At 68.9% G+C, this 15,035-nt stretch carries 1 protein-coding gene; it reads left to right on the plus strand.

Annotation, left to right across the window (positions count from 1 at the left end):
- Nucleotides 1-15,035: non-ribosomal peptide synthase/polyketide synthase (locus ACFXHE_RS43485; RefSeq protein ID WP_379391546.1), on the plus strand; the 15,035-nt coding region annotated here is incomplete at both ends.

Here is a 15,035-nt window from a genome sequence, read left to right on the forward strand (position 1 = left end):
ACCTCGGTGCCCATCGGCCGCCCGGTGTGGAACGCGCAGACCTATGTGCTGGACGAGGGCCTGCGCCCGGTGCCCGCGGGTGTCCCGGGTGAGCTCTACCTGGGTGGTGTCCAGGTGGCGCGCGGCTACTTCGGCCGCCCGGACCTGAGCGCCGAGCGTTTCGTCGCCAACCCGTACGGCGAGCCGGGCTCGCGCCTGTACCGCACCGGTGACCTGGTGCGCTGGAACCACAACGACCCGGGCATCATCGACTACATCGGCCGCACCGACTTCCAGGTGAAGGTGCGTGGTTTCCGTATCGAGCTCGGTGAGATCGACGCGGCGCTGGTCTCGCACGAGTCGGTAGACTTCGCGGTCACCGTCGGTCACAAGAATGCCGCGGGCGCGACCTTGCTGGTGTCGTACGTGGTTGCCACGCCGGGCCATTCGATCGATGCCACAGAGCTGACCGCGCAGGTTGCGGGTCGCTTGCCGGGGTATATGGTGCCTAGCGCGATCGCGGTGCTGGACAAGGTTCCATTGACTTCGGCTGGCAAGCTGGATCGCAGTGCCCTGCCCGAGCCGGTCTTCGCGACCGAGGTGGTCTTCCGGGCCGCTCGCAATACCCTCGAGCAGACCATCGCCGAGGTCTTCGCCGAGGTGCTGGGCCTGGAGCGGGTCGGTATCGACGACTCGTTCTTCGCCCTCGGCGGTGACTCCATCGTCTCCATCCAGCTGGTGTCGCGGGCCAAGGCGCGCGGCGTGGTGTTCTCGCCGCGTGACGTGTTCGAACAGCGCACCGTCTCCGGGCTGGCCGCCGTCGCGGAAACCGCGGACGGACAGGGTGATTCGGCTCCGCAGCTGACCGAGCTGCCGGGCGGTGGCGTGGGTGTCATGCCGTTGACCCCGGTGGTGCGGTTCATGGCGGGTCGGGCGGGCGAGTTCGGCCGGTTCAACCAGTCCATGGCGCTGGAGCTGCCGATCGGCATCGATCGTGCGGGCATCGCCGCCACCGTCGGTGCGGTCATCGACCGCCACGACATGCTGCGGGCGCGCCTGCGCCGGGTGCCGGACGCGGACTGGATCGTCGAAACCGCCGCTCCCGGAACCATCGACGCGGATGCGCTGATCGATCGCACCGAGTTCGACGCGAGCGTCACCGACGCGCAGTTGGTCGAGATCGCGACGGCCGCATTGGATGCCACGCTCGACAAGCTGGATCCGGCTGCGGGGCAGGTCATCCGGTTCGTGTGGCTGGAACCGTCCGACAGCTCTCGTGCGGGTCGCCTGGTGGTCGCTGCTCACCATCTGGTGGTCGACGGTGTGACCTGGCGAATCCTGGTGCCGGACTTCGTGACCGCGTGGGGTCAGCTGTCGGCGGGACAGACTCCCGAGTTGGTCGCTCCCGCGACGTCCATGCGTACCTGGGCGCATGCCCTCGAGCGTGAGGCGGCGACCGAGGAGCGGGTGGCCGAACTCGCGTTCTGGCGCGATGTCGTCGAGGGCCCGGATCCGTTGCTGTCCGAGCGCGCCATGGATCCGGCTCTCGATGTCACCGCGACCGTCGCCAAGCATCGCGTCGAGGTGTCGGCCGAGGTCACCAAGGCACTGTTGACCACCGTGCCCGCGCTGTTCCACGGCGGTGTGAACGACGGTCTGCTGACCGCACTCGCGTTGGCGGCGGCCAAGTTCCGGGCCGCCAAGGGCCTGGGGGAGAATTCTGCCCTGCTCCGCCTGGAGGGCCACGGCCGCGAGGAAGAGGTCGTGCCGGGTGCCGACTTGTCGCGCACGGTCGGCTGGTTCACCGCCATCTTCCCGGTGCGTTTCGACCTGTCCGGCATCGACGTGGACGCCGCCCTCACCGGCGGACCCGCCATGGGCATCGCGATCAAGTCGGTCAAGGAGCAGCTGCTGGCCGTGCCGGACAAGGGCATCGGTTACGGCCTGCTGCGGTACATGAACTCCGAGACCGCGGCTCAGCTGCCCAAGCAGTTGCCGGGCCAGGTCAGCTTCAACTACCTGGGCCGCGTCAACGAGGGCGATGTGCCGGAGGCGCTGCGCGGCTTCGGCTGGATCCCGGCTCCCGAGCTGGCGGATCTGGCCGGCGCCTACGACGGCGACATGCCCGCGATGGCCCCGATCGACATCAATGCCATCGTGGCCGGTGACAAGCTGAGCGCGAACATCGGCTACCCGAGCACGCTGCTGTCGGCCGAGGAGATCGCCGAGTTCGCGGCGCTGTGGATCGCCGCGCTGGAAGCCGTTGCCCGGCACGCCGAATCGGTCGACGCGGGGGGTCACACCCCCTCGGACTTCGGCCTGGTCAAGGTCACCCAGCGCGATATCGACGGCTGGGAGCGGCGTTTCGGCGAGCTCGACGGGGTCTGGCCGCTGTCCGCGCTGCAGGCCGGTCTGCTCTTCCACGCGCAGCTGACCGCCACCTCCGTCGACGTGTACACCGCGCAGGCGGTGCTCACCCTCGAGGGACGTGTGGACGCCGACCGGCTGCGCTCGGCCGCGCAGGCGCTGCTCGACCGCCACGAAATCCTGCGCACCGCCTACGTTTCTGACGCCTCAGGCACCCCGGTGCAGCTTGTCCTCGATGGTGTCCGCGCCGCGTTCACGGTGCACGACCGCACGAATACTGGCGACGCGTCCGACATTATTGCCGCTGATCGGGTCGAGCGCTTCGATCTGACCGAGCCGCCGCTCATCCGCTTCACCTTGGTGCGGACCGCGGCCGACCGCTGGCAGCTTGTGGTGGCCAACCACCACATCCTGCTCGACGGCTGGTCCATGCCGCTGCTCATGCAGGACCTGTTGGTGCTCTACGCCACGCACTCCGACACCGCGGTGCTGCCGCCGGTGCGGTCCTACCGCTACTTCCTGGAATGGGTTGCTCAGCAGGACCGTTCGGCCTCGCTCGCGGCCTGGCAGAGGTCGCTGCTCGGGGTGTCGGAGCCGACGCTGCTGACCCGTCCGGATCCGAGCCACGAGATCACCGCGCTGTCCGGTGAGTACTTCTTCGACCTGGACGAGGCCGCGACCGCGCGCCTGACCGGGCTGGCCGCCGACCTCGGCGTCACCCCGAACACCGTGCTGCAGGTCGCCTGGGGCATCCTGCTCGGCCGCCTCACCGGCCGCGAGGACGTGCTCTTCGGCACCACGGTGTCCGGCCGCCCGGCGCAGCTGTCGGGTGTCGAGTCCATGGTGGGTCTGTTCATCAACACCGTGCCGGTGCGGGTCGCCTTCGACCCGGCCGAGTCGGCGAGCGCGCTGCTCACCCGCACCCAGGGCGAGCAGGCCGACCTGCTCGACCACCACTACGTGGGCCTGGCCGACATCCAGACGGCCGCGGGCATCGGCGGACTGTTCGACACCCTGGTCGTCTTCGAGTCCTATCCCGTCGACGCGGAGGGCATCCGGTCCCAGGCCGCCGATATCGACGGCATGGCCGTCACCGGTCTGGACGCCGCGGACGCCACCCACTACCCGCTGACCCTCATCGCCCAGCTCGACACCCGCCTGCGCATCCGCGCCGGCTACCTGCGCGACCTGTTCGACGAGGACACCGTCCACCGCATCGCCGACCGCCTGGTGCGCGTGCTGACCGCCATCACCACGGAACCCGCTGCGGCCGTCGGCGATATCGAACTGCTCGACACCGCCGAACGCGAGCTGGTCCTGACGACCTGGAACGACACCGGATTCGATCTGACCCCTGTACTGCGGGAGCTCACCTCGACGGACCTGTCGGCCGCCTCCGCCACCGAGCTGCGGCGGGCGCTGTCCGCCGGTGAGTTCGACGTGGCCGGGAGCACGCCCGCGACCGGCGACCGTTCCGGCATGCTGCGCGCGACGTCCGGCGATGCCACGACCACCCTGGTCGCGCTATTCGAGGCGCAGGCCGTACGCACTCCCGACGCGACCGCGGTCAGCTTCGAGGGGACGAGTCTGTCCTACGCCGAGTTCGCCGAACGCGTGCACCGCCTGTCGCGCTGGCTCATCGAGCGCGGTGTCGGTGCGGAATCGTTTGTGGCGCTGGGTATGCGGCGCTCCATCGACCTGGTCGTCGGCATGTACGCCGTCGCTGTGGCCGGCGCCGCGTACGTGCCGCTGGATCTGGATCACCCGGTCGAGCGCATCGAGTACATCCTCGAGACCGCCGACCCGGTTACCGTGCTGACCTCCGGCGAGGATCTGCCGATCGACACCGCGCAGGTCCGCATCGATCTGCTGGACCTGAGCAACCACTCCGGCACGCCGCTGACAGACGCAGACCGGGTTGCGCCGCTGCGGGATTCGAATACCGCCTACGTCATCTTCACCTCCGGTTCGACCGGTCGCCCCAAGGGTGTCGCAGTGCCGCACGCGGCCATCGTGAACCGTCTGCTGTGGATGCAGGCCGAGTACGGGCTGACCGCCGACGATGTGGTGTTGCAGAAGACGCCCACGGCGTTCGATGTGTCGGTGTGGGAGTTCTTCTGGCCCTTGCAGATCGGCGCGAAACTGGTCGTGGCCAAGCCCGAAGGCCACCGAGACCCGGCCTACCTCGCCGAACTCATCACAGCCGAGGGCGTGACGGTCACCCACTTCGTGCCGTCGATGCTGGCGGTGTTCGTGGCCACGCTGGCGGACCACAGATCTGGGGAGAAGTCAGCCGCGCGCTGCACCAGCCTGCGTATGGTCTTCGCCTCCGGTGAGGCGCTCGCGCCCAAGCCCGCGCACAACCTGCGCGAGTTGACCGGGGCCGAGCTGCACAACCTGTACGGCCCGACCGAGACGGCGGTCGACGTCACCTTCCACCAGGTGGTGGACGCCGACGTCGATACGGTGCCGATCGGCCGCCCGGTGTTCAACACCGAGGTGTACGTGCTGGATTCGCGTCTGCGGCCCGCTCCGGTGGGTGTCGCGGGTGAGCTGTATCTGGCGGGCGATCAGCTCGCCACCGGGTACGTGGCGCGTCCCGATCTCACTTCGGATCGCTTCGTGGCCAACCCGTTCGCCGAGGGCGAGCGCATGTACCGCACCGGCGATCTGGTCAGCTGGAACGCCGACGGTGAGATCGAGTACCTGGGCCGCACCGACTTCCAGGTGAAACTGCGCGGTCTGCGCATCGAGCTCGGTGAGATCGAATCCGCGCTCACCGCACTGGATTCCATCGCGCAGTCGGTGGTCGTGGTCCGCAACGACCCGCACGCCGGTGATCAGCTGGTCGGCTACGTCATCGCCGCGGCGGGCCACAGTGTCGACGTCGAGGCCGTGCGCGCGCAGCTCGGCGAGACCCTCGCTTCGTACATGGTGCCGTCGATCCTGATGGTGCTCGACGAGTTCCCGCTCAACGCCTCCGGCAAGCTGGACCGCAAGGCGCTGCCCGCGCCGGTGTTCGAGGCCAAGCGTTTCCGCGCACCCTCGACCCCGACCGAGGAAATCATCGCGCAGATCTTCGCTGAGGTCCTGGGCCTGGAGCGAGTCGGTTTGGACGACGACTTCTTCGCCCTGGGCGGCAACTCGCTCACCGCCACCCGGGTCGCCGCGCGGGTAGCGGCTGCGCTGGAAGCGCAGATCGGTGTGCGCGAGATCTTCGAGGCGTCCACCGTCATAGATCTGGCAGCGCGGGTGGAACGGCACTCCGGTTCCGGCAGTCGCCGAGCATTGGTCGCGCAGCAGCGTCCGGAGCGGTTGCCGTTGTCGCTGGCTCAGCAGCGCATGTGGTTCCTCAACCGGTTCGATCCCGAATCGGCCGTGGACAATATCCCGGCGGCGGTGCGCCTGTCGGGTCTGGTGGACCGCCAGGCCCTGCAAATCGCGGTGGCCGATGTGCTGGCGCGGCACGAGTCGCTGCGCACCCGTTTCCCGGAGGTCAATGAAGCGCAGAGAGGTGGAGCGCAGGCGTTCCAGGAGATCGTGCCGACCGGTCAGGTGATTCCGGACCTGACCCCGGTCGAGGTCACCGAAGCGGGGCTGCCGCAGGCGCTTTCGGAGCTGGTGCTGACCGGCTTCGACGTCACCACCGATGTTCCGTTCCGGGCTCGACTGTTCGAGATCAGCCCCACCGAGCACGTGCTCGCGCTGGTGGTGCACCACATCTCGGCCGACGGCTTCTCCATGGGCCCGCTCACCCGCGATGTCATGACCGCCTACGGCGCGCGCGTCGAGGGCGGCGAACCGGGCTGGCGTCCGCTGGAGGTCCAGTACGCCGACTACGCGCTGTGGCAGCGCGAAGTCCTCGGCGACGAACGCGACACCGAATCGGTGATCTCCCAGCAGATCTCGTACTGGCGCGACACCCTGGCCGGGCTGCCCGACCAGCTGGAACTGCCCACCGACCGGCCGCGTCCGGCCGTCGCCTCGGGTCGCGGTGCCACGCACATGTTCACCATCGACGCCGACACCCACGCCAAGCTGGCCGAACTCGCCCGCACCCGCGGCGCGACGCTGTTCATGGTCATGCACTCGGCAATGGCCGTGCTGCTCTCGCGCCTGTCGGGTGAGCAGGACATCGCCATCGGCACCCCGGTCGCCGGTCGCGGCGAGCGGGCGCTGGACGACCTGATCGGCATGTTCGTCAACACCCTGGTGCTGCGCACCGAGGTCGACGGCGGCCGCGGCTTCGGCGAGCTGCTGGACGCGGTGCGCGGCACCGACATCGCGGCCTTCGGCCACGCCGACCTGCCCTTCGAGCGCCTGGTGGAGATCCTCAACCCGGCCCGTTCGCAGGCGCGGCACCCGTTGTTCCAGGTCATGTTGTCGTTCCAGAACACCGGCATCACCGAACTGGAACTGCCGGGTCTGACCGTCAGCGCGGTCGACCTGACGATCGACACCGCCAAGTTCGACCTGCAGTTGGTGCTGACCGAGCAGTGGGACGCCGCCACTGACAACGGCCACACGGCGAGCCCGGCCGGCATCACCGCCGAATTGATCTACGCCACCGATCTTTTCGACGCCGCCACCATGACCGCCTTCGGCGAGCGCTTCGCCCGCCTGCTGGCGGCGGTCGCGGCCCGGCCCGAACTGGCCGTCGGCGATATCGACCTGCTCGACACCGCCGAACGCAACCTGGTGCTGACCGACTGGAACGACACCTCCGGCAGGGCCCCCGCCCTGCGCGCGGTCGCCGGCGACACCGGGGAGTCCCTGGTCGCACTGTTCGAAGCACAGGCCGCGCGGACGCCGGAGGCGACCGCGGTCAGCTCCGAGGGGACAGAACTGAGCTACGGCGAGTTCGCCGCCGGGGTGAACCGCCTGGCCCGCCACCTCATCAAGGCGGGCGTGGGACCGGAATCGCTGGTCGTCCTGCACATTCGACGCTCCATCGACTTCGTGATCGCCGCCTACGCGGTGGTCACGGCCGGTGGCGCATACGTGCCGGTCGACCCCGACCAGCCCGCCGAACGCATCGCCCACGTACTCGACACCGCCAACCCGGTATGCGTGCTGACCACCTCGCGCTCCCGTTTCGACAATGACACGCACACCGTGCTGGAGGTCGATACTGCCGACCTGTCGGCGCACTCCGAGCTGCCGGTGGCCGCCGCGGAACGCCGCGCCCCGCTGCATCCGCAGCACCCGGCATATGTCATATTCACCTCCGGTTCCACCGGTAAGCCCAAGGGTGTCAGCGTCTCGCACGCCGCGATCGTCAACCAGCTGGACTGGATGCAGGCGGAGTACCGCTTGACCGCGGCGGACGTCTACTTGCAGAAGACGCCGAGCACCTTCGACGTCTCGCTGTGGGGCTACTTCATGCCGCTGCGGGTGGGCGCGACGCTGCTGCTCGCCACACCGGACGGCCACCGCGATCCCGCATACCTGACCGATCTCATCGAACGTCACGGCGTCACCATCACCGATTTCGTGCCGTCGATGCTGAGTGTCTTCGCCGCCCAGCCGGATCCGGACCACCTGCGCACCGCGCTGCGCACCCTGCGGCAGGTGTATGTGATCGGTGAGGCGTTGCCCGCTGAGACCGTGCGCGCCTTCGGTGCGGTCAGCGATGCCGAGCTGCACAACCTGTACGGCCCCACCGAGGCCGCGGTCTCGATCACCCACCGGGATGTCACCGGCGAGGTCGAGCGCATCATCATGCCGATCGGTCGGCCCGAGACCAACAGCCTGGTGTACGTGCTGGACTCGCGCCTGCACCCGACACCGCCGGGCGTGGCCGGTGAGCTCTACCTCGCCGGTGTCCAGCTGGCACGCGGCTACGTTGCCCGCCCGGACCTGACCGCGGATCGCTTCGTGACCAACCCGTTCGGTGCGGCGGGTGACCGCATGTACCGCACCGGTGACCTGGTGCGCTGGGACGTGAGCGGCGACGATGCCGAGCTGGTATACCTGGGTCGCACCGATTTCCAGGTGAAGTTCCGCGGTCAGCGCATTGAGCTGGGCGAGATCGAGGCAGCGCTCACCGGGCACGATTCGGTGAGCCAGTCGGTGGTGGTGCTGCACACCGCCGAGCACACCGGTGACATGCTCGCCGCCTACGTGGTGCCTGCGGCAGGCTCGGTGGACCTGGAGGAGCTGCGGGCGCACCTGGCTGACCGTCTGCCCTCGTACATGGTCCCGGCCGCCTTCGCGGTGCTGGATGCCTTCCCGCTCAACACCTCCGGCAAGCTGGACCGCAAGCAGCTGCCCGCGCCGACCTTCGAAGCGCGTGAGTTCCGGGCACCGAAGTCGCACGCCGAGCAGCTGGTCGCCGGGGTCTTCACCGAGACCCTCGGCCTCGCGCGGCCGGTCGGCCTGGACGACGAATTCTTCGCTCTGGGTGGCAATTCGCTCGTCGCCACGCAGGTGGTGGCGCGCCTGGGCGCGGCCCTGGACACCCGCATCCCGGTCCGCGCGCTGTTCGACGCCCCCACCGTGGCCGGACTGGCCGCGCGCCTGGAGTCCGAGGCCCGCACCGGTCGTCGTCCCGCCCTGGTGGCGGGGGAGCGGCCCGAGGAGATCCCGCTGTCGCTGGCTCAGCAGCGCATGTGGTTCCTCAACCGCTTCGACACCGCCTCGGCCGTCAACAACATCCCCCTCGCCGTCCGTCTGACCGGTGAGCTGGACGTGGACGCCCTGCTGGCCGCGGTCGGCGATGTGCTCGAGCGCCACGAGGTGCTGCGCACCGTCTACCCGGAGAATACGGAAGGCCGTGGCGTGCAGGTCATCCTGCCCGCCGACCAGGTCCAGCTGGACGCGACCGTCATCGATGTCACCGAGGCCGGGCTGCGCGAGCGCGTCGCCGAGCTGGTCTTGACCGGCTTCGACGTGACCGTGGCACCGCCGGTGCGTGCCGGACTGTTCCGGGTCACGGATGCCGGAGAGCCCACGCACGTCCTGGTTTTCGTGATGCACCACATCTCCGGTGACGGCTGGTCGGTGCGTCCGCTTTCGCGTGATGTCATGGTCGCCTACGCCGCGCGCGCCAATGGCGACGTGCCGCAGTGGGCTCCGCTGCCGGTGCAGTACGCCGACTTCGCGCTGTGGCAGCGCGAGACCCTCGGCGACGAGGACGACGCCGACTCGCTGATCTCCCAGCAGGTCTCCTACTGGAACACTGAGCTGGCCGGGCTGCCCGACCAGATCGATCTGCCCTCGGATCGCCCGCGCCCGGCCGTCGCGTCCTACGCCGGTGGTGTGCACGAGTTCTCGATCGACGCCGAGCTGCTGACCGGGCTCAACGGCCTGGCCCGCGAGCACGGGGCGACCCTGTTCATGGTCGTGCACGCGGCGCTGGTCGTGCTGCTCTCGCGCCTGTCGGGCGAGCAGGACATCGCCATCGGCACCCCGGTCGCCGGCCGCGGCGAGCGGGAGATCGACGACGCCATCGGCATGTTCGTCAACACCCTGGTCCTGCGTACCCAGGTCGACGGCGGCCAGGGCTTCACCGACCTGCTGGACACGGTGCGCGCCAGCGACATTCAGGCGTTCGGCCACGCTGATCTGCCCTTCGAGCGTCTGGTGGAGATCCTCAACCCGGCCCGCTCGCAGGCCCGGCACCCGCTGTTCCAGGTCATGCTGTCGTTCCAGAACACCGGCTCCGCGAGCTTCGCGCTGCCGAACCTGGAAGTGGCGGGCGTGCCGCTGGACGTGGTCACCGCCAAGTTCGACCTGCACCTCAACCTGACCGAACGGGCCGACGGCGACGGCATGGCCGCCGAATTCGCCTACGCCACCGACATGTTCGACGTGCGCACCGTCGCGGGCTTCGGTGAGCGCCTGGTGCGCCTGCTGTCGGCCGTGGTCGCCGAGCCGACCGCGCTGGTCGGCGATATCGAGCTGCTGGACGCGGCCGAGCGCCGCCAGGTGCTGCGCACCTGGAACGCCACCGAGTACGACGTGAAGCGCGTCGCGCTGGGCGGCAAGAAGATCGCCGCCGAGGTGTCCCTCGCCTCGATGTTCGCCAACCAGGCCAAGCAGACCCCCTCGCTCACCGCCCTGGTGTTCGAGGGCGAGAACCTCACCTACGGCGAGTTCGCCGCACGCGCCAACCGCCTGGCGCGTCACCTCATCGCCGAGGGTGTCGGCCCGGATTCGTATGTGGCGCTGGGTATGCGCCGTTCGGTCGAGCTGCTGGTCGGCATCTATGCGGTCACGGTCGCCGGTGGCGCGTACGTGCCGCTGGATCCCGACCACCCGGCCGAGCGCAACCGGTATGTACTCGACACGGCCCAGCCGGTGTGCGTGCTCAGCACCTCGCGTGACGGGTTCGAAACCACCACGCGCACACTGCTGATCGACGAGCTGGACCTGTCGGCCTACTCCGATGCCCCGGTCACCGACGCGGATCGTGTCGCCCCGCTGCGCGGCGACAACACCGCGTACGTGATCTTCACGTCGGGCTCGACCGGCCGCCCGAAGGGTGTGGCGGTCAGCCACAGCGCCATCGTCAACCGCCTGGTGTGGATGCAGACCGAGTACGGCCTGTTCGATGACGATGTGGTCCTGCAGAAGACTCCGGCTACCTTCGATGTGTCGGTGTGGGAGTTCTTCTGGCCCTTGCAGATCGGTGCGTCGCTGGTCATCGCCAAGCCGGACGGTCACCGTGATCCGGCCTATCTGGCCGAGTTGATCATCGAGACCGGTGTCACCACCGCGCACTTCGTGCCGTCGATGATGTCGGTGTTCGTGGCCATGCTGGAATCGGATCCGGTCAAGGCCACATCGATCTCATTGCAGCGAGTCTTCGCTTCCGGCGAAGCGCTTCCAGTGACCACGGCGCAGAAGCTGCGCGAGCTCACCGGTGCCCGCCTGCACAACCTCTACGGCCCTACCGAGGCTGCCGTCGACGTCACTTACCACGAGGTCGACGACGCCGACACGCTATCGGTGCCGATCGGCGCACCCGTCTTCAATACCCAGGTGTACGTGCTGGATTCGCGTCTGCGTCCGGTTCCGGTGGGTGTCGCGGGTGAGCTGTACCTGGCGGGCGATCAGCTCGCCACCGGGTACGTGGCGCGCCCTGACCTGACGGCCGATCGTTTCGTGGCCAACCCGTTCGCCGGCGGTAAGCGCATGTACCGCACCGGCGACCTCGTCGTCTGGACGGCCAACGGCGAGCTGGAGTACCTGGGCCGCACCGACTTCCAGGTGAAGCTGCGCGGTCTGCGCATCGAGCTCGGCGAGATCGAGACGGCGCTGACCGCCCACGAGTCGGTTGCCCAAGCCGTCGTGGTGCTGCGCTCGGACGATCGCACCGGCGACGTGCTGGTCGCGTACGTGGTTCCGGCGTCGGCGCCGACCTCGGAACCGGTCGCCCTCGGCGCGGACTTCCTCGACACCGAGGTACTGCGCACGCGCCTGGGCGGCCTGCTGCCGTCCTATATGGTCCCGACCGCGTTCGTGGTGCTGGACGCCTTCCCGCTCAATGCCTCGGGCAAGCTGGATCGCAAGGCGCTGCCCGCGCCGGTGTTCGAGGCCAAGGTGTTCCGGGCCCCGTCCACCCCGATCGAGGAGATCGTGGCGGGCATCTTCTCCGACGTTCTCGGTGTCGGGCGGGTCGGCCTCGATGACGACTTCTTCGAACTCGGCGGCAACTCGCTCATCGCCACCCAGGTGGTAGCGCGCGTCGGCCAGGCTCTCGACACCCGGATCCCGGTCCGCGCCCTGTTCGACGCCCCCACCGTGGCCGGACTGGCCGCTCGCGCCCAGGCGCAGGCGGGCACCGGGGCGCGCCGCGCTCTGGTGGCGGGGGAGCGGCCCGAGGAGATCCCGCTGTCGCTGGCTCAGCAGCGCATGTGGTTCCTCAACCGCTTCGACACCGCCTCGGCCGTCAACAACATCCCCCTCGCCGTCCGTCTGACCGGTGAGCTGGATGTGGACGCGTTGCTGGCCGCGGTCGGCGATGTGCTCGAGCGCCACGAGGTGCTGCGCACCGTCTACCCGGAGAACGCGGAAGGCCGTGGCGTGCAGGTGATCCTGCCCGCTGATCAGGTCCGCCTGGACGCGACCGCCAATGCCGGAACCCACGGCGGCAGCACCGGGCTCGCCCCGGTCGAGGTGACCGAGGCCGAGCTACGCGACCGCGTCGCCGAACTGGTGCTCACAGGATTCGACGTGACCGCCTCGGTTCCGGTGCGCGCGGGCCTGTTCCGGGTCGTCTCGGATGGCTCCGCTGATCCGAGCATGGCCGAAGTGCCCACCCACGTGCTGGTGTTCGTGGTTCACCACATTTCCGGTGACGGCTGGTCGGTGCGCCCGCTGGCCCGCGACGTCATGCTCGCCTACGCCGCGCGCGCCAATGGTGAAGCGCCGCAGTGGGCTCCGCTGCCGGTGCAGTACGCCGACTTCGCGCTGTGGCAGCGCGAAACCCTCGGCGACGAGGACGACGCCGGCTCGCTGATCGCGCAGCAAGTCGCTTACTGGAGCGAATCGCTGGCCGGACTGCCCGACCAGATCGACCTCCCTACCGACCGCCCGCGCCCGGCCGTGGCCTCCAACGCCGGCGGGGTGCACGAGTTCTCGATCGACGCCGAACTGTTCACCAAGCTCAACGACCTGGCGCGTAAACACGGCGCGTCGGTGTTCATGGTGTTCCACGCAGCCTTCGCCGGCCTCCTGGCGCGGCTGTCCAATGGTGATGACATCGCCATCGGCACCCCGGTCGCCGGTCGCGGCGAGCAGGAACTCGACGACGCCATCGGCATGTTCGTCAACACCCTGGTCCTGCGCACGGCCGTCGACTCGGGGGAGAAGTTCACCGAGCTGCTGGCCCGCACCAAGGACACCGACCTGGCCGCCTTCGGCCATGCCGACCTGCCCTTCGAGCGCCTGGTGGAGATCCTCAACCCGGCCCGCTCGCAGGCGCGGCACCCGCTGTTCCAGGTCATGCTGTCGTTCCAGAACACCGGTGAGGCCAGCTTCGCGCTGCCCGGTCTGGAAGTGGCCGGTGTGCCGCTGGACGTGGTCACCGCCAAGTTCGACCTGCACCTCAACCTGAGTGAACGTGTGGGCGCGGATGGTCGCGTCGACGGTTTAGCCGCCGAATTCGCCTACACCACCGACATGTTCGACGCATCGACGGTGTCGTCGTTCGCGGATCGCCTGGTGCGCTTCCTCGCGGCGGTGGTCGCCGAGCCGACCGCGCTGGTGGGCGATATCGAGCTGCTGGACGCGGCCGAGCGCCGTCAGGTGCTGCGGGGCTGGAACGCCACCGAGTACGACGTGAAGCGGGTCGCGTTGGGCGGCAAGAAGATCGATGCCGAGGTCACCCTCGCGTCGATGTTCGCCAACCAGCTGAAGCAGACCCCGGACCTCACCGCGCTGGTGTTCGAGGGGCAGCGCCTGACCTACGCCGAGTTCGCCTCCCGGGTGCACAAGCTGGCCCGCTATCTCATCGCCGAGGGTGTCGGACCGGATTCGTATGTGGCCCTGGGCATGCGCCGCTCGGTCGAGCTGCTGGTCGGCATGTACGCCGTCACGGTCGCCGGTGGCGCGTACGTGCCGCTGGATCCCGACCACCCGGCCGAGCGCAACCAGTACGTGCTCGACACCGCACAGCCGGTGTGCGTGTTGACCACCTCGCGCGACGCTTTCGAACTGACCGCACCCCGTCATCCCGGTGCGCTGGTTGGACGGGATCCACACGACGAGGCGCTGGATTCCGGCCAAAAGCACGCCGGAATGACGGAGGTCTTGCGTATCGATGAGCTGGACCTGTCGGGCTACTCGGACGCTCCGATCGCCGACGCCGACCGCATCGCCCCGCTGCGTGGCGACAGTACCGCCTACGTGATCTTCACGTCGGGCTCCACGGGACGCCCGAAGGGCGTGGCCGTTAGCCACAGGGCCATCGTCAACCGCCTGGTCTGGATGCAGACCGAGTACAGCCTCTACTGCGATGATGTCGTTCTCCAGAAGACTCCGGCTACCTTCGACGTGTCGGTGTGGGAGTTCTTCTGGCCCCTGCAGATCGGCGCGACCCTGGTCATCGCCAAGCCGGACGGCCACCGCGATCCGGGCTACCTGGCCGACCTGATCATCGAGACCGGTGTCACCACCGCGCACTTCGTGCCGTCGATGATGTCGGTGTTCGTGGCGGAGGAGAAGGCCGCCGAATGTGTTTCGCTGCAGCAGGTCTTCGCCTCCGGTGAGGCGCTGCCCGCGCCGACCGCGCAGAAGCTGCGCGAGCTCACCGGTGCGCGGCTGCACAACCTGTACGGCCCGACTGAGGCTGCGGTCGACGTCACCTACCACGAGGTGGACGACGCCGACGCGCTGTCGGTGCCGATCGGTGCCCCGGTGTTCAACACCCGTGTGTACGTGCTGGATTCGCGTCTGCACCCGGTCGCCCCGGGTGTCGCGGGTGAGCTGTACCTGTCGGGCGTCCAGCTGGCGCGCGGCTACGTCGCCCGCCCGGAGCTGACCGCCGATCGCTTCGTCGCGGACCCGTTCCACGACGGCGAGCGCATGTACCGCACCGGCGACCTGGTGAAGTGGACCGGTCGCGGGGAGCTGGAGTACCTGGGCCGCACCGACTTCCAGGTCAAGCTGCGTGGTCTGCGCATCGAGCTCGGCGAGATCGAGTCCGCGCTCACCGCCATCGATGCCATCGCTCAGTCGGTGGT

This window comes from Nocardia sp. NPDC059229 (assembly GCF_042754165.1).
GTDB lineage: Bacteria > Actinomycetota > Actinomycetes > Mycobacteriales > Mycobacteriaceae > Nocardia.